Annotated in this window: 14 protein-coding genes; all 14 read left to right on the forward strand. The window is 43.2% G+C overall.

Annotation, left to right across the window (positions count from 1 at the left end):
• Positions 1-27 precede the first annotated feature (27 nt).
• The 14 genes from NSU16_RS09050 to mutS all read left to right on the forward strand — a co-directional run bounded on the left by NSU16_RS09050 (position 28) and on the right by mutS (position 16,640).
• Positions 28-888: a RodZ family helix-turn-helix domain-containing protein gene (locus tag NSU16_RS09050; RefSeq protein WP_339192667.1), complete on the forward strand. Its 861-nt coding sequence runs from the start codon at positions 28-30 to the stop codon at positions 886-888.
• A 49-nt stretch (positions 889-937) separates the two neighbouring features.
• A complete protein-coding gene (gene pgsA, locus NSU16_RS09055) occupies positions 938-1,519 on the forward strand; it encodes a CDP-diacylglycerol--glycerol-3-phosphate 3-phosphatidyltransferase (RefSeq protein ID WP_010334305.1) in 582 nt (193 codons plus the stop codon).
• A gap of 18 nt (positions 1,520-1,537) precedes the next feature.
• The gene (locus tag NSU16_RS09060) at positions 1,538-2,788 is read left to right on the forward strand and encodes a competence/damage-inducible protein A (RefSeq protein ID WP_339192527.1); all 1,251 of its coding nucleotides are present in this window, start codon (positions 1,538-1,540) and stop codon (positions 2,786-2,788) included.
• Between the two features lie 172 nt (positions 2,789-2,960).
• A complete protein-coding gene (gene recA, locus NSU16_RS09065; protein ID WP_010334307.1) occupies positions 2,961-4,007 on the forward strand; it encodes a recombinase RecA in 1,047 nt (348 codons plus the stop codon).
• Positions 4,008-4,180: 173 nt separating this feature from the next.
• Positions 4,181-5,359, forward strand: a complete 1,179-nt coding sequence (locus tag NSU16_RS09070; protein ID WP_168747875.1) for a serine hydrolase domain-containing protein — start codon at positions 4,181-4,183, stop codon at positions 5,357-5,359.
• A 286-nt stretch (positions 5,360-5,645) separates the two neighbouring features.
• Positions 5,646-7,208, forward strand: a complete 1,563-nt coding sequence (gene rny, locus NSU16_RS09075) for a ribonuclease Y (RefSeq protein WP_010334309.1) — start codon at positions 5,646-5,648, stop codon at positions 7,206-7,208.
• 61 nt (positions 7,209-7,269) lie between these two features.
• The gene (ymdB, locus tag NSU16_RS09080; RefSeq protein WP_029441277.1) at positions 7,270-8,064 is read left to right on the forward strand and encodes a 2',3'-cyclic-nucleotide 2'-phosphodiesterase; all 795 of its coding nucleotides are present in this window, start codon (positions 7,270-7,272) and stop codon (positions 8,062-8,064) included.
• A 199-nt stretch (positions 8,065-8,263) separates the two neighbouring features.
• The gene (spoVS, locus tag NSU16_RS09085; RefSeq protein ID WP_003154135.1) at positions 8,264-8,524 is read left to right on the forward strand and encodes a stage V sporulation protein SpoVS; all 261 of its coding nucleotides are present in this window, start codon (positions 8,264-8,266) and stop codon (positions 8,522-8,524) included.
• Positions 8,525-8,788: 264 nt separating this feature from the next.
• Positions 8,789-9,832, forward strand: coding sequence for an L-threonine 3-dehydrogenase (gene tdh / locus NSU16_RS09090; RefSeq protein ID WP_339192528.1), 1,044 nt, complete (start codon positions 8,789-8,791; stop codon positions 9,830-9,832).
• Between the two features lie 13 nt (positions 9,833-9,845).
• A complete protein-coding gene (locus NSU16_RS09095; RefSeq protein WP_339192529.1) occupies positions 9,846-11,024 on the forward strand; it encodes a glycine C-acetyltransferase in 1,179 nt (392 codons plus the stop codon).
• Between the two features lie 143 nt (positions 11,025-11,167).
• A complete protein-coding gene (miaB, locus tag NSU16_RS09100; RefSeq protein ID WP_168747880.1) occupies positions 11,168-12,697 on the forward strand; it encodes a tRNA (N6-isopentenyl adenosine(37)-C2)-methylthiotransferase MiaB in 1,530 nt (509 codons plus the stop codon).
• A 1-nt stretch (position 12,698) separates the two neighbouring features.
• Complete coding sequence (locus NSU16_RS09105; RefSeq protein WP_010334317.1) at positions 12,699-13,130, forward strand: RicAFT regulatory complex protein RicA family protein; 432 nt, start codon at positions 12,699-12,701, stop codon at positions 13,128-13,130.
• A gap of 255 nt (positions 13,131-13,385) precedes the next feature.
• Positions 13,386-13,931, forward strand: a complete 546-nt coding sequence (gene cotE / locus NSU16_RS09110) for an outer spore coat protein CotE (RefSeq protein ID WP_003231833.1) — start codon at positions 13,386-13,388, stop codon at positions 13,929-13,931.
• A 132-nt stretch (positions 13,932-14,063) separates the two neighbouring features.
• Entirely contained in the window at positions 14,064-16,640 is a 2,577-nt protein-coding gene (gene mutS, locus NSU16_RS09115) for a DNA mismatch repair protein MutS (RefSeq protein ID WP_339192530.1), read from the forward strand.
• Positions 16,641-16,642 lie beyond the last annotated feature (2 nt).

Genomic DNA, 16,642 nt, shown 5'->3' on the forward strand with positions numbered 1-16,642 from the left:
CTGAAAGAAGCCAGAGAGGAAAAAGCAATGTCATTGGATGATCTCCAAGCGGCAACTAAGATTCAAAAAAGGTATTTAACCGCCTTGGAGGAAGGAAATTATGACATTATTCCGGGTAAGTTTTATGTCCGGGCTTTCATCAAACAATATGCGGAAGCCGTCGGGCTTGATGCTGACCAATTGTTTGAAGAGTATAAAAAAGATATCCCGAATACGTATCATGACGATGTGTCTGAAAAAATCTCCGGCATGAATATGCAGAAGGAAATGCCAAAGCCTGCTTCTAAGGCGCTGGAATTGCTGCCTACAATACTTGTGATTCTCGGCGTGATTGTCGTGATTGCCATTGTTTACGCTATAATTCAGTTTGCGAATCATAAAAACGATGATAATAGCAACGCGGCATCAGAAAAATCAATCACGAAAAGTGAAAGCAAGTATGAGATCCCTAAGGATTCGACGCTGAAAGAGAATCAAACCAATAGCTCTGCAAAAGAGACAGACACAAAAAAAGAAACGAAAGACAAAGAAGATAAAAAAGAAGACAGTAACAAACTAGAGATGAAAGCAACTGGCACTGAAGGATCTGTAACAACGTATGAAGTGTCCGGCGCCGATAAAATCGAGCTAGAGCTGAAGGCTTCAGACAGCTCTTGGATTCGAGTGCGCGATGAAAACAGCAGCTCTCTCAAAGAGGGTACACTGAAAAAAGACGAAACGTATAAAAAAGACATAACTGATCAGAAACAAGTTGAAATCCGCACAGGATATGCACCTAACCTGAAAATAAAAGTCAACGGTGAGGTTCTGACGTATAAACTTGATCCTAAAGAAGTGATGGCACAAACAATAAAGATTGTAAATAAAAAGGAAGAAAAGTCATCTTAATCACCAGATGACTTTTCTTCACGTCCGAGTATGAAACTGGAGGGGCTTTATGTTTAACTTACCGAATAAAATCACACTAGCAAGAATTGCATTAATCCCGATCTTCATGATTATCATGCTGGCGCCGTTTGACTGGGGCAGACTCGAATTTGGAGACGAATCCATTCCGGTCACACACTTAGCGGGCGCTATTTTGTTTATTATTGCATCGACGACAGATTGGATAGATGGTTATTATGCCCGCAAACTGAACCTTGTTACAAACTTTGGGAAATTTCTCGATCCGCTTGCGGACAAACTTCTCGTATCGGCAGCGTTAATTATCCTTGTGCAATTTGATCTTGCTCCCGCTTGGATGGTCATTGTGATTATCAGCCGGGAGTTTGCCGTAACAGGTTTAAGGCTTGTATTAGCCGGAACGGGAGAAGTAGTAGCTGCGAATATGCTTGGTAAAATTAAAACATGGGCTCAAATTATTGCAGTATCTGCATTGCTTCTTCACAATCTTCCGTTTGAGCTTGTGTCATTTCCGTTCGCTGACCTGGCGTTATGGGTAGCCGTATTCTTTACCGTTGTATCTGGGTGGGACTATTTCGCTAAAAACTGGGAAGCGCTAAAAACATCTAACTAAGAAAGAAGGACATACGTGATGGAATTTACAAAAAAAGCAGAAATTATTGCAGTAGGTTCAGAGCTCTTGCTTGGTCAGATTGCCAATACAAATGCTCAATTTATCAGCAAACAGCTGGCAGAAATCGGAGTGAACGTATTCTACCATACAGCAGTCGGTGATAATCCGGAGCGGCTGAAGCAGGTCATCCGCATTGCTGAAGAGCGCTCTGATTTTATTATTTTTTCAGGAGGGCTCGGACCGACAAAAGATGATTTAACAAAAGAAACGATAGCTAATGTGCTGGGACGCCCGCTCGTTTTAAATGATGAGGCGTTTCAATCCATTGAGGATTATTTCAAACGAACAAAACGCACGATGTCACCTAATAACCGAAAACAAGCGCTTGTCATCGAAGGATCTGACGTACTGGCAAATCACTTTGGAATGGCGCCGGGAATGCTTACAGAGCATGATTCACGCTTTTATATGCTTCTTCCCGGACCGCCGAGTGAATTGCGTCCGATGTTTGAAAATGAGGCTAAACCGCTTCTTCTTAAAAAGATGGGCTCAAATGAAAAAATTGTGTCAACGGTTCTTCGCTTCTTCGGTATCGGCGAATCTCAGCTAGAAGCTGATTTAGAAGATATCATTGATGCACAGACGAACCCGACGATTGCTCCATTGGCAGCGGATGGAGAGGTGACGCTGCGCCTGACAGCGAAACATGCTGATGAAAAAGAAACAGAGCGTTTGTTAAAAGAAACAGAAGCCGTTATTTTAGAACGTGTCGGTGAATTTTTCTATGGCTATGACGATACATCGCTTGTGAAAGAGCTATCTAAAGCATGTAAGGAAAAAGGCATCACGCTTTCTGCCGCAGAAAGCTTTACCGGCGGGCTGTTTTCTGAATGGCTGACAGATCTTAGCGGCGCTTCAGCGTTGTTTTCCGGCGGCGTCGTTTGCTATTCAAACGAAGTGAAGCAAAATGTACTCGGCGTCAAAAAGGAAACATTGGACCGTTTCGGCGCAGTCAGCGAGCAATGCGCATCTGAGCTCGCAAAGGGTGTTCAGCAGCTCACTGGAAGCGATATTGGCATTAGCTTTACCGGTGTTGCCGGCCCTGATACTCAAGAAGGCCATGCACCTGGACATGTGTTTATCGGTATTTCTGCAAATGGAAAAGAAGAGGTTCACGAGTTTCACTTTGCGGGCTCCAGAACAGGAATTAGAAAACGTGCTGCTAAATATGGCTGCCATTTAATTTTAAAACTGTTAGAGCAAAAATAATGTTTTCAGCACACTATCCTCCTCAAAAAACATGATTTCTCCGGCTCATTATGATATTTTGGTAGAAATCAGGCCAAGAAAAAATCCGAATATGCGTTCGCTTTTTTCTTGGCAAATCCCTTCAAACAGGGTATAGTATATGTAGTGGTAACATAAAGGAGGAAAAAATAGAATGAGTGATCGTCAGGCAGCCTTAGATATGGCTCTTAAACAAATAGAAAAGCAGTTCGGCAAAGGTTCCATTATGAAACTGGGAGAAAAGACAGATACAAGAATTTCTACTGTTCCAAGCGGCTCCCTCGCTCTTGATACGGCACTGGGAATAGGCGGGTATCCCCGCGGACGGATTATTGAAGTATACGGTCCTGAAAGCTCAGGTAAAACAACTGTGGCGCTCCATGCCATTGCTGAGGTTCAGCAGCAGGGAGGACAAGCTGCGTTTATCGATGCGGAGCATGCGCTAGACCCGGTATACGCACAAAAACTCGGTGTCAATATCGAAGAGCTTTTACTGTCTCAGCCTGATACAGGCGAGCAGGCGCTTGAAATTGCAGAAGCATTGGTTCGAAGCGGTGCAGTTGACATCGTCGTTGTCGACTCTGTAGCGGCGCTCGTTCCGAAAGCGGAAATTGAAGGCGACATGGGAGATTCACATGTCGGTTTGCAGGCGCGTTTAATGTCTCAAGCGCTCCGTAAGCTTTCAGGGGCCATCAACAAATCGAAGACAATCGCGATTTTCATTAACCAAATTCGTGAAAAAGTCGGCGTTATGTTCGGAAACCCGGAAACGACTCCAGGCGGCCGTGCGCTGAAATTCTACTCTTCCGTTCGTCTTGAAGTACGCCGTGCTGAACAGCTGAAACAAGGCAACGACGTTATGGGGAATAAAACGAGAATCAAAGTCGTGAAAAACAAAGTAGCTCCTCCGTTCCGTACAGCTGAGGTTGATATTATGTATGGAGAAGGTATCTCAAAAGAAGGCGAAATCATTGATCTCGGAACTGAACTTGATATCGTGCAAAAAAGCGGTTCATGGTACTCTTATGAAGAAGAGCGTCTTGGCCAAGGCCGGGAAAATGCCAAACAATTCTTAAAAGAAAACAAAGATATCATGCTGATGATTCAGGAGCAAATTCGTGAACATTACGGCTTAGATAATAACGGAGTAGTACAGCAGCAGGCGGAAGAGACACAGGAAGAACTCGAATTTGAAGAATAAAAATAAAATGAATTTGAAATAATAAAAAAGGCAGAGTGCAAACTCTGCCTTTTTTTCTTTTGTATTTTCTGCAAAATAATGATAAATAAATTGGTTCATTTGACAACTTTTATAGTAGTTCATACGTCTAACAAAACGTGTGCATTTGAAATTAGATTGGGAGGATAAAATGGATGACAAGCCCCACTCGCAGAAGAACTGCGACGCGCAGACGCAGAAAACTAAATAAAAGAGGCAAATTTTTGTTTGGTATGTTGGCCGTAATCATTTGTTTCACGATTTGGAATGCCGTTCATCGAGAGGATGAAGAAGCCGAACCATCTCAAGAAGCTGCAGCGGTTTCTGATACCGGTCAGAAGCAAGCTGATCAGAAGAAAAACAAAGCCAAAAAAACAGAGGAACAAATCAAAACAGTGGACCGCAATCCAAAAATCAGCAGTTATTTAAAAGAGATTGGCTTCAGCGGGACAGCCATGATCGTCAGAAACGGAGAAGTCGAATTAAATAAAGGTTTTGGCTATGCGGACCGCAAGCATCACATAAAAAATAATCCTGCGACAACTTTTTATATTGGATCATCACAAAAAGCGCTAATAGCAACCGCTATTCTGCAGCTTGAGGAAAAAGGAAAACTCCAGACAAGTGATCCGGTCAGCACGTATTTACCCCATTTTCCCAACGGAAAGAATATTACATTAAAGAATCTGCTTACTCATACATCGGGAATAAACGGACATGTTGAAGGGAATGGCGCGATCACTCCTGATGACTTAATAAAAAACATAGAGCAGCAAGGAATCAAACGTCAGCCTGGAATGTGGGATTATAAGGATTCTAATTATTCAGTTCTCGCTTATCTTGTTGCTGAAGTGAGCGGCGAGTCTTATGAACAATACATAACCAATCATATTTTTAAGCCTGCGGGGATGACACATTCGGGTTTTTACAAGTCATACGATAAGCAGCCTTATCCAGCTGTCGGCTACAAGCTGAAAGGCAGCAGGACTATTACACCGTATATGCCCGATTTATCTCAGCTTTATGGAGCAGGCGATATATATATGAGTGCTGCTGATATGTACAAATTTGACAAAGCACTGGTAGACGGCAAGCTTTATTCGCAAGAAAGCTATGAAAAAATGTTTACGCCAGGAAGCAGTTCCACATACGGAATGGGATTTTATGTTGCTCCCGGAAGCTATTCAAACCACGGAGTCATGCCTGGCTTTAACGTATTGAACAGCTTCAGCAAATCCGGACAAACCGTTGTTGTTTTGTTGTCAAATATTCAAAATAACGCTAAACTTGGACAAGTGAACAATAAAATATACCAGCTTCTAAATCAGGAGTAATTTACGATCTGTTTTTTCAAAAGATAGACGGATTCATGTTCGGCACGGTAAATGGGGGCGGCTCGGCAAACGTTAAGCTGGCAAGCTTGACAAGTATTTCCGACACAATTACAATGAAGTTGTAACATTTGTTTTTTTAACATGATTGTTAAACCATTTAAACTTGACAAGGGCGATGAAACTTTCATTCCCTGTGAAGGTTCTGTATGTTGAGAAAACTAGACAATGTACATGCCGACACTTATTTTGAGCAACAACCAAGTTCATAGCAAGAGGAGGTGAAAGTATGACCCCAATTATGATGGTTCTCATCTCCATTTTGCTGATTCTACTCGGTTTAGTTGTTGGCTACTATGTTCGTAAAACCATTGCCGAAGCGAAAATTGCAGGCGCACGCGGTGCAGCCGAGCAAATTCTTGAAGATGCAAAGCGTGATGCTGAAGCACTGAAAAAAGAAGCTCTGCTTGAAGCAAAGGATGAAATCCACAAACTTCGAATAGATGCTGAACAAGAAGTTCGTGAAAGACGAAATGAGCTTCAAAAACAAGAAAACCGTTTACTCCAAAAGGAGGAAAACCTTGATCGCAAACATGAGGGAATTGATAAACGGGAAGCGATGTTGGAGAAGAAAGATCATTCTCTGAATGAACGACAACAACATATTGAAGAGATGGAAAGCAAAGTGGATGAGATGATTCGTATGCAGCAGTCAGAGTTGGAACGAATTTCGAGTCTGACTCGTGACGAAGCGAAACAAATCATTCTTGACCGGGTTGAAAACGAGCTTTCACATGACATCGCCATCATGACAAAAGAAACTGAGAACCGTGCGAAAGAAGAGGCTGATAAAAAAGCGAAAAACATTCTTTCACTTGCCTTACAGCGCTGCGCAGCGGACCACGTTGCCGAAACAACGGTATCAGTTGTCAATCTTCCAAATGATGAGATGAAAGGACGTATCATCGGCCGGGAAGGGCGTAACATTCGTACGCTTGAAACGCTGACAGGTATTGACCTGATTATCGATGATACCCCTGAAGCTGTCATTCTGTCCGGATTTGATCCGATCAGACGTGAAACAGCAAGGATTGCTCTTGATAAACTCGTTCAGGATGGCCGTATTCATCCGGCACGGATTGAAGAAATGGTTGAAAAATCTCGCCGCGAGGTCGATGACTACATTCGTGAGATGGGTGAGCAAACGACATTTGAGGTTGGCGTTCACGGCCTCCACCCAGATCTAATCAAGATTCTCGGCCGCTTAAAGTTCCGTACAAGCTACGGTCAAAATGTGCTTAAGCATTCCATGGAAGTCGCATTCTTGGCCGGGCTGATGGCATCGGAGCTTGGAGAAGATGCAAAGCTTGCGAAACGGGCGGGACTCCTTCATGACATCGGAAAAGCAATTGACCATGAAGTAGAAGGAAGCCACGTTGAAATCGGAGTCGAGCTTGCGACTAAATATAAAGAGCACCCAGTCGTAATTAACAGTATTGCATCACACCATGGGGACGAGGAGCCGACTTCCATTATCGCTGTGCTGGTAGCTGCAGCAGATGCGCTTTCCGCTGCAAGACCTGGCGCGAGAAGTGAGACGCTCGAGAACTACATTCGAAGACTTGAAAAGCTCGAAGAAATTTCTGAGTCCTACGAAGGTGTTGAAAAATCATTTGCGATTCAGGCTGGACGTGAAGTGCGTATTATGGTGAAGCCGGATTCAATAAATGATCTTGAAGCCCATCGCCTGGCGCGAGATATCCGCAAACGAATTGAGGACGAGCTCGATTATCCAGGTCATATTAAAGTGACAGTCATTAGAGAAACTCGAGCCGTAGAGTATGCAAAATAAAGTGATGCGCTAAGCATCACTTTATTTTTTTGACGGCTGAGGAATAGAAAGGATTTACAAAATGAGAATTTTATTTATCGGAGATGTTGTCGGGTCACCGGGCCGCGACATGGTAAAAGAGTATGTGCCCAAGCTGAAATCAAAATACAAGCCGCATTTTACCATTATAAATGGCGAAAATGCCGCACATGGAAAAGGCTTAACAGAAAAAATCTATCACAGTTTGATACAGTCTGGCGCAGATGCGATCACGATGGGAAACCATACTTGGGACAAAAAAGAAATTTTCGATTTTATCGACGATGTCCCGAACTTAGTCCGTCCCGCAAACTTTCCGGAGGGCACACCGGGGAAAGGGATCACATATGTGAAAGCAAACGGTAAAGAACTTGCCGTTATGAACTTACAAGGCCGTACATTTTTACCGCCGCTCGATGATCCGTTTTTAAAAGCGGATGAATTAATTGCCGAAGCTGCTAAAAGAACACCGTACATTTTTATCGACTTCCATGCGGAAGCGACAAGTGAAAAGCTCGCACTCGGCTGGTACACGGATGGACGGGCATCTGCTGTAGTAGGAACTCACACTCATGTGCAAACAGCGGACAACCGCATTTTGCCGAAGGGCACGGCATATATTACGGATGTAGGAATGACCGGTCCATATGACGGTATACTGGGGATGGACAGAGAAACGATTATCAAGCGTTTTAAAACAAACCTTCCTGTGCGCTTTACTGTCGCTGAAGGAAAAACAACCCTAAGCGGAGTCGTCATCGATATAGATGATCAAACGAAAAAGGCCGTTAAAATCGAACGTATTTTAATCAATGATGATCACATGTTCTTTGAATAATTGATCACATGGTTATTTTATAAAAATATTAAAAAGAAAAGCAGGAATATAGCAACTCCTTAGTGAATATAGTAAAAATGGAAGGTAGCCCGCTATTTTTGAAAAGCATTGTGGGGATGGCTTTTTGGATAGCAACATCTAATAATGATTGTTCTAATGAACACTCACTTATCCATTGTAAAACTAAGGGGGAGCAGAAATGGAAATCTTAAAAGTTTCAGCAAAATCGAGTCCAAATTCAGTGGCAGGTGCGCTTGCAGGTGTGTTAAGAGAGCGCGGGGCCGCCGAGATTCAAGCAATTGGAGCGGGTGCTTTAAATCAAGCTGTTAAAGCTGTGGCAATTGCCAGAGGATTTGTGGCGCCGAGCGGGGTTGATTTGATTTGTATTCCAGCTTTTACTGATATTCAAATCGATGGTGAAGAAAGAACAGCGATTAAATTAATTGTGGAGCCTCGCTAAGAAAAATAAAGTATTCACAACCTGTTTGCATCATGCAAGCAGGTTGTTTTTCGTTTATTGTGATATTTTCTCTCAATAGTATTTTGATAATATAAATGAACCATATGTCACGTGTAAAAAGCATTCCGGTTTTTTTTGAAAATAAATTTAGCCCATTTTTCAAGACGGATACTTTTGTCTTTCCTGAGAGGACACAGCTGTTTACGATGATTCCAGATCATGGTACAATCCTGTTATAACAAGACTTTTAAAGGAGGATTGTACATGCAGAGTGGAAAGATGAAAGCTGTAATGAAAAAACACGGTGCTTTCGGCGCTGTGCTGGCTGAAGTTCCCATTCCTGAAATTGATAAGCATGAAGTTCTTATAAAAGTTAAGGCAGCTTCCATTTGCGGCACAGATGTCCATATTTATAATTGGGACCAATGGGCACGGCAGAGAATAAAAACTCCTTGTGTCTTCGGCCATGAGTTCAGCGGGATTGTCGAGGGTGTAGGCGAGAATGTCAGCAGTGTAAAAATCGGGGAGTATGTTTCTGCGGAAACGCACATTGTATGTGGCACATGCGTCCCATGTTTAACAGGAAAGCCTCATGTGTGTAAAAATACGGCCATTATCGGAGTGGACACGGCAGGCTGTTTTGCGGAGTATGTCAAAGTGCCGGCCGAAAACGTTTGGAAGAACCCCGCAGATATGGACCCGGCGATTGCTTCCATTCAAGAGCCTTTAGGAAATGCCGTTCATACAGTTCTTGAGAGTCAGAACGCCGGAGGAACGACAGCCATTATCGGATGCGGGCCGATCGGACTTATGGCGGTAGCGGTCGCAAAAGCAGCAGGTGCAGCGCAGGTGGTCGCCATTGACAAAAATGAGTACAGATTAGCTCTCGCCAAACAAATGGGAGCTACAAGGGCGGTCTGCATCGAAAAAGAAGATCCGCTCAAAATTGTAAGCGCTTTAACAGAGGGGGAAGGCGCTGATCTCGTTTGTGAGATGTCGGGTCACCCTTCAGCTATTGCACAAGGCCTTGCAATGGCTGCAAATGGCGGGAGATTTCATATTCTCAGTCTGCCGGAACATCCCGTTACCATCGATTTGACGAATAAAGTCGTGTTTAAAGGTCTTACCATCCAAGGGATCACAGGGAGAAAGATGTTTACAACATGGCGGCAGGTTTCACAATTGCTTGGTTCAAACATACTGGATCTATCGCCTATTATTACTCATCAGTTTCCATTGGAAGAATTTGAGAAAGGGTTTGAACTGATGAGAAGCGGACAGTGCGGGAAGGTTATTTTAATTCCATAAGAGGGGGATCAACATGACAAAAGAATTTGAGTTTCTAAAAGCAGAGCTTGAAAGAATGAAAGAAAACCATACATGGCAAGACGTTAAACAGGTTGAATCAATGCAGGGCCCTTCTGTTACAGTGAATCATAAAAAAGTCATTCAGCTTTCTTCTAATAATTACCTCGGATTTACTTCACACCCAAGACTCATCAAAGCTGCACAAGAGGCTGCTCAGCAATTTGGTGCCGGTACCGGTTCAGTCCGAACAATCGCCGGAACGTTTACCATGCATCAAGAGTTGGAGAAAAAGCTGGCAGCCTTTAAAAAAACAGAGGCGGCACTTGTCTTTCAATCAGGCTTTACAACAAACCAAGGTGTGCTTTCCAGCATTCTTTCAAAAGACGATATTGTCATTTCCGATGAATTAAACCATGCCTCTATCATCGATGGAATCAGATTGACAAAGGCGGATAAAAAGGTTTATCAGCATGTGGATATGAGTGATTTAGAGAAGGTGCTGAGAAAATCAATGAATTACCGCATGCGTTTGATTGTCACTGACGGCGTATTTTCAATGGATGGCAATATTGCTCCTCTGCCTGACATTGTGGAGCTCGCTGAGAAATATGACGCTTTTGTGATGGTTGATGACGCCCACGCATCCGGAGTGCTTGGCGAAAGCGGCAGAGGGACGGTAAATCATTTCGGTCTTGACGGAAGTGTTCATATTCAAGTTGGAACGTTAAGCAAGGCAATCGGAGTCTTAGGGGGATACGTTGCCGGTTCAAAGGTGTTAATCGACTACTTGCGTCATAAAGGGCGTCCGTTTTTATTTAGCACGTCGCATCCTCCGGCTGTAACTGCAGCTTGTATGGAAGCAATTGATGTCTTGCTGGAAGAGCCGGAGCATATGGAGCGTCTGTGGGAGAATACTCATTATTTTAAATCAAGGCTTATCCAAATGGGCTTTACTCTCACGCAGAGCGAAACGCCGATTTTGCCTATTTTAATAGGTAATGAGGGGGCAGCAAAGCAATTTTCTGATCAGCTCCTGTCTCAAGGTGTTTTTGCACAAAGCATCGTTTTCCCAACTGTTGCAAAAGGAAAAGCAAGAATACGCACGATTATGACAGCCGAGCACACCAAAGAAGAACTGGATCAGGCGCTTGATGCCATTGAAAAGACAGCAAAGGAGCTTCAGCTATTGTAGGGAGAAGGGAACACTCTTCTCCCTTTCATTCCTTATTGATTATTATTCTCAATGAGTGTACAATGATAGGTTGCCAGTTGTGCGGAGCTTCAATAACCTTTATACTGGAGGGTGGAAGTTTGGTTTGAAAGGAGAAATATCATATGAATGAAAAGCAAAAATTAGAGAGCGGACAAGTTAATCCATCGGACAAAAAATCCGAGAAGGATTACAGCAAGTACTTTGAAGCTGTCTACATTCCGCCTTCTTTAAAAGATGCGAAAAAACGCGGCAAAGAAGCCGTTACTTATCATAATGACTTTAAAATTTCTGAAGAATTCAAAGGCATGGGTGAAGGAAGAAAATTCTATATCCGGACGTACGGCTGCCAAATGAACGAACATGATACTGAAGTAATGGCAGGGATCTTTATGGCTCTTGGCTATGAAGCGACAAACTCTGTTGACGATGCCAATGTCATTCTGTTAAATACATGTGCAATCCGTGAGAATGCGGAAAACAAGGTGTTCGGTGAGCTTGGACACTTAAAAGCACTCAAAAAAAATAACCCGGATCTTATCTTAGGCGTTTGCGGCTGTATGTCACAAGAGGAATCAGTCGTTAACAGGATTTTGAAAAAACATCCGTTTGTCGATATGATTTTCGGGACGCATAATATCCATCGTCTGCCGGAGCTTTTGTCTGAAGCATACCTTTCAAAAGAAATGGTCATAGAAGTTTGGTCCAAGGAAGGCGACGTCATAGAAAACCTTCCGAAAGTCCGCAACGGAAAAATTAAGGGCTGGGTCAACATTATGTACGGCTGTGACAAGTTCTGTACGTATTGCATCGTACCGTATACACGCGGAAAAGAAAGAAGCCGCCGTCCGGAAGAGATCATTCAGGAAGTAAGAAGACTTGCAAGCGAAGGCTATAAGGAAATTACACTTTTAGGCCAAAACGTAAACGCGTACGGAAAAGACTTTGAAGATATGGACTACGGCCTTGGTGATTTAATGGATGAGCTGCGCAAAATCGATATTCCGAGAATCCGTTTCACAACGAGTCATCCGCGTGACTTTGACGATCATCTCATTGAAGTGCTTGCAAAAGGCGGAAATCTGCTCGATCACATTCATCTGCCGGTCCAATCAGGAAGCTCAGAGGTTTTGAAACTGATGGCACGCAAATATGACAGAGAGCGTTACATGGAGCTCGTCAAAAAAATCAAAGCGGCTATGCCAAACGCTTCTTTAACAACTGACATTATCGTCGGCTTCCCTAACGAAACGGATGAACAGTTTGAAGAAACGCTGTCATTATACCGTGAAGTGGAATTTGACAGCGCCTATACGTTCATTTACTCTCCGCGTGAAGGCACACCTGCGGCAAAAATGAAAGATAACGTTCCGATGAGAGTGAAAAAAGAACGCCTGCAGCGTCTGAACGCATTGGTTAATGAAATTTCCGCTAAAAAAATGAAGGAATATGAAGGCAAGGTTGTCGAAGTATTAGTTGAAGGCGAAAGCAAAAACAACCCTGAGGTTCTTGCCGGCTACACTGAAAAAAGCAAGCTTGTGAATTTCAAAGGTCCAAAGGAAGCGATCGGCAAAATCGTTCGCGTGAAAATCCAGCAAGCGAAAACGTGGTCGCTTGACGGAGAGATGGTAGGAGAAGCAATCGAGGTGAAATAAGATGACGCTCTACTCTAAAAAAGACATTGTGCAGCAAGCACGAAACCTTGCAAAAATGATCTCTGAAACGGAAGAGGTTGATTTTTTCAAACGTGCTGAAGCGCAAATTAATGAGAACGCAAAAGTGTCTGTAATCATTAATCAGATTAAAGCCCTGCAAAAACAAGCCGTTAATCTGAAGCATTACCAAAAACTCGAAGCGCTCAAACAAGTAGAAGAGAAAATTGATGCGCTGCAAGAGGAGCTTGAAGACATTCCTGTCATCCAGGAATTCAGAGACTCTCAGGTTGAGGTGAATGACCTTCTTCAGCTCGTGGCAACCACCATTTCCAACCAGGTCACAAATGAAATTATTGCGTCAACCGGAGGCGATCTTCTAAAAGGAGAAACCGGTTCGAAGATGAAACATTCAAATAACAGCTGTTCTCTTTAAAACACGGTGCCTTTTCAGGCCCGTGTTTTTTTATGTTGAACTATAAAAGAACTAAATAAACTATGTACTAAATATTCAATATGTTTTGCTGCCTTTAGCCAAATAAACTTTATCGCACTTATAAGTAAAGTTTCTAGGCACCCCTGCATACAATGGAACAGAAACTTTGTATTTTTATATTTTATTTATAAAAATGCACACTAGACGAATGCCCAGCATAAGATAACACGAAGAAGAACAAGGAGGCATGCCGGAATGTCTGAATACAGGGAAATTATCACGAAGGCGGTAGTAGCGAAAGGCAGAAAATTCACACAGTGCACCAATACCATCTCCCCTGAGAAAAAACCGAGCAGCATTTTGGGCGGTTGGATTATCAATCACAAATATGACGCAGAAAAAATCGGAAAAACCGTAGAAATTGAAGGGTATTATGATATAAACGTATGGTACTCTTACGCGGACAATACAAAAACAGAGGTTGTCACAGAACGAGTGAAGTACGTGGATGTGATTAAACTCAGATACAGAGATAACAATTACTTAGATGATGAGCATGAAGTGATTGCAAAAGTGCTTCAGCAGCCAAACTGTCTTGAAGTGACCATTTCACCGAATGGCAATAAAATTGTTGTGCAAGCGGAGAGAGAGTTTTTGGCGGAAGTGGTAGGGGAAACAAAGGTTGTTGTAGAAGTAAATCCTGATTGGGAAGAGGATGACGAAGAGGATTGGGAAGACGAACTTGATGAAGAGCTGGAGGACATCAATCCTGAATTTTTAGTTGGAGATCCTGAAGAATAAAAAAGAGACTAGGGGAGTCGGTACCCCAAGTCTCTTTTTTTATATAGACATATCATTCTTTTAACACTTTCTGTTTATGTTATAATGAAGGCTGGCAAATAGAAACGTTGATACATAGTGAGGGATTAAACAATGGCTACTTATACGCCTATGATACAGCAATATTTAAAAATAAAGGCAGAGCACCAGGATGCCTTTTTATTTTTTCGTCTCGGTGATTTTTACGAAATGTTTTTTGAGGACGCTAAAAAAGCGTCACAAGAGCTGGAAATAACGTTAACAAGCAGAGATGGAGGCGCCGCTGAAAAAATACCGATGTGCGGTGTGCCGTATCATTCTGCTTCGGCATACATTGAGCAGCTTATTAAAAAAGGATACAAGGTAGCCATATGCGAACAGACCGAAGATCCAAAGGCTGCAAAGGGCGTCGTCAAACGTGAAGTCGTTCAGCTGATTACGCCCGGAACTGTAATGGACGGAAAAGGCATCCATGAATCAGAAAACAACTTTATTGCATCAGTTTCGTCCTGCTCAAACGGATACGGGCTGGCATTGTCCGATTTAACAACGGGTGAAAATTTGGCTGTTTTAATTGAACGGCTGGAAGACGTTATATCAGAAATTTATTCAGTTGGCGCTCGGGAAATTGTCGTATCGGGAAGCCTTGATGAAAAGACGGTTGCTCAGCTGAAGGAGCGGTGCGGCGCTACCATTTCAATTGAAGATGGGCAAACAGATGAGTACGTTCAGATTATTGAGCATTTACAGAGCCAGGACATAACGAAAACATTTCTCCGTTTATATACGTATCTGAAAAGGACTCAGAAACGGAGCTTAGATCACCTTCAGCCTGTACAAGTGTATGAGCTTGAAGAAGCCATGAAAATCGACTTATACTCCAAGCGAAATTTGGAGCTGACCGAAACGATCCGTTCAAAAAATAAAAAAGGCTCCCTGCTATGGCTGCTTGATGAAACAAAAACAGCGATGGGGGGGCGGCTGCTGAAACAGTGGATTGACCGTCCGCTTATCAGAGTGAATCAAATTGAAGAGCGCCAGGAAATGGTAGAAACATTGATGTCTCATTTCTTTGAACGGGAGGATCTGCGTGAGCGTTTAAAGGAAGTCTATGATTTAGAACGCCTCGCAGGCCGTGTGGCATTCGGAAATGTCAATGCACGGGATCTCATTCAGCTGAAGGAATCATTAAAGCAAGTGCCCGGCATTAAACAGCTTGTTGCTTCACTGGCTCATAAGAAAGCGAAGGAACGTGCGGAGCGGATTGACCCGTGCGGTGATGTTCTAGCATTACTGGAAGAAGCCCTGTACGAAAACCCTCCGTTATCAGTAAAAGAAGGAAACCTGATCAAAGACGGGTACAATCAAAAGCTCGATGAATACCGCGATGCAAGCAGAAACGGGAAAGACTGGATCGCCCGCCTTGAACAGCAGGAACGTGAATATACAGGCATTCGGTCATTAAAGGTCGGCTTCAATAAAGTATTTGGTTATTATATTGAAGTGACAAAGGCGAACCTGCACCTTCTTGAAGAAGGGCGTTATGAGCGGAAGCAGACGCTAACGAATGCAGAACGCTACATTACACCTGAATTAAAAGAAAAAGAAGCGCTCATTTTGGAAGCGGAAAATAACATCTGCGAGCTGGAATACGAGCTGTTCACTGAGCTGCGTGAGAAAGTGAAATTGTATATTCCGCGTTTGCAGCAGCTCGCCAAACAGATGAGTGAGCTTGATGCGCTGCAATGCTTTGCGACAATCAGTGAAAATCGTCATTACACGAAACCAGAGTTTTCTAAAGATGAAGTTGAGGTCATAGAGGGCAGACACCCGGTTGTTGAAAAAGTAATGGATAGCCAGGAATACGTGCCTAACAACTGTGTGATGGGCGACAATAGACAGATGCTGCTCATTACCGGTCCGAACATGTCGGGGAAAAGCACATACATGAGACAAATCGCGCTCATCTCCATTATGGCGCAAATCGGCTGCTTTGTGCCCGCGAAAAAAGCTATGCTTCCGATTTTTGATCAAATTTTCACCCGAATCGGCGCGGCGGATGATTTGATTTCCGGACAAAGTACATTTATGGTGGAAATGCTTGAAGCCAAAAATGCGATTGTAAATGCAACAAAAAACAGCCTCATTCTGTTTGATGAAATCGGGCGGGGAACGTCCACATATGACGGCATGGCCCTTGCGCAAGCGATTATTGAATATGTTCATGACCATATCGGCGCCAAGACGCTGTTTAGTACGCACTATCATGAGCTGACGGTTCTTGAAGAAAAGCTTCCGCAGCTGAAAAACGTCCATGTTCGTGCTGAGGAATATAATGGAACGGTTGTCTTTCTTCATCAAATTAAAGAAGGGGCAGCTGACAAAAGCTACGGTATCCATGTCGCCCAGCTGGCTGAGCTGCCGGCAGATCTGATTTCACGCGCTCAAGACATTCTAAAAGAACTTGAGCATTCAGGGAACAAACCAGAAGTGCCAGTGCAGAAACATGAGGTGAAAGAAGAGCCGGCACAGCTGTCCTTCTTTGGCGAATCGGATAAACCGGCTGCATCACCAAAGCTTTCTAAAAAAGAAAAGCAAGTACTTGATGTCTTTAAATCTCTGAATATACTTGATATGACACCGCTGGAAGCGATGAATGAAATGTACAAGCTGCAAAAGAAATTACATTAAAA

This window comes from Bacillus sp. FSL K6-1003, assembly GCF_037964945.1.
GTDB classification, from domain to species: domain Bacteria; phylum Bacillota; class Bacilli; order Bacillales; family Bacillaceae; genus Bacillus; species Bacillus mojavensis.

Coding starts and splice junctions, on each gene's coding strand:
- spoVS (WP_003154135.1), top strand. CDS start 8,264: ATGGAAATCTTAAAAGTTTCAGCAAAATCGAGTCCAAATTCAGTGGCA.
- tdh (WP_339192528.1), top strand. CDS start 8,789: ATGCAGAGTGGAAAGATGAAAGCTGTAATGAAAAAACACGGTGCTTTC.
- NSU16_RS09105 (WP_010334317.1), top strand. CDS start 12,699: ATGACGCTCTACTCTAAAAAAGACATTGTGCAGCAAGCACGAAACCTT.
- mutS (WP_339192530.1), top strand. CDS start 14,064: ATGGCTACTTATACGCCTATGATACAGCAATATTTAAAAATAAAGGCA.
- NSU16_RS09060 (WP_339192527.1), top strand. CDS start 1,538: ATGGAATTTACAAAAAAAGCAGAAATTATTGCAGTAGGTTCAGAGCTC.
- ymdB (WP_029441277.1), top strand. CDS start 7,270: ATGAGAATTTTATTTATCGGAGATGTTGTCGGGTCACCGGGCCGCGAC.
- recA (WP_010334307.1), top strand. CDS start 2,961: ATGAGTGATCGTCAGGCAGCCTTAGATATGGCTCTTAAACAAATAGAA.
- rny (WP_010334309.1), top strand. CDS start 5,646: ATGACCCCAATTATGATGGTTCTCATCTCCATTTTGCTGATTCTACTC.
- cotE (WP_003231833.1), top strand. CDS start 13,386: ATGTCTGAATACAGGGAAATTATCACGAAGGCGGTAGTAGCGAAAGGC.
- pgsA (WP_010334305.1), top strand. CDS start 938: ATGTTTAACTTACCGAATAAAATCACACTAGCAAGAATTGCATTAATC.
- miaB (WP_168747880.1), top strand. CDS start 11,168: ATGAATGAAAAGCAAAAATTAGAGAGCGGACAAGTTAATCCATCGGAC.
- NSU16_RS09095 (WP_339192529.1), top strand. CDS start 9,846: ATGACAAAAGAATTTGAGTTTCTAAAAGCAGAGCTTGAAAGAATGAAA.
- NSU16_RS09050 (WP_339192667.1), top strand. CDS start 28: ATGTCATTGGATGATCTCCAAGCGGCAACTAAGATTCAAAAAAGGTAT.
- NSU16_RS09070 (WP_168747875.1), top strand. CDS start 4,181: ATGACAAGCCCCACTCGCAGAAGAACTGCGACGCGCAGACGCAGAAAA.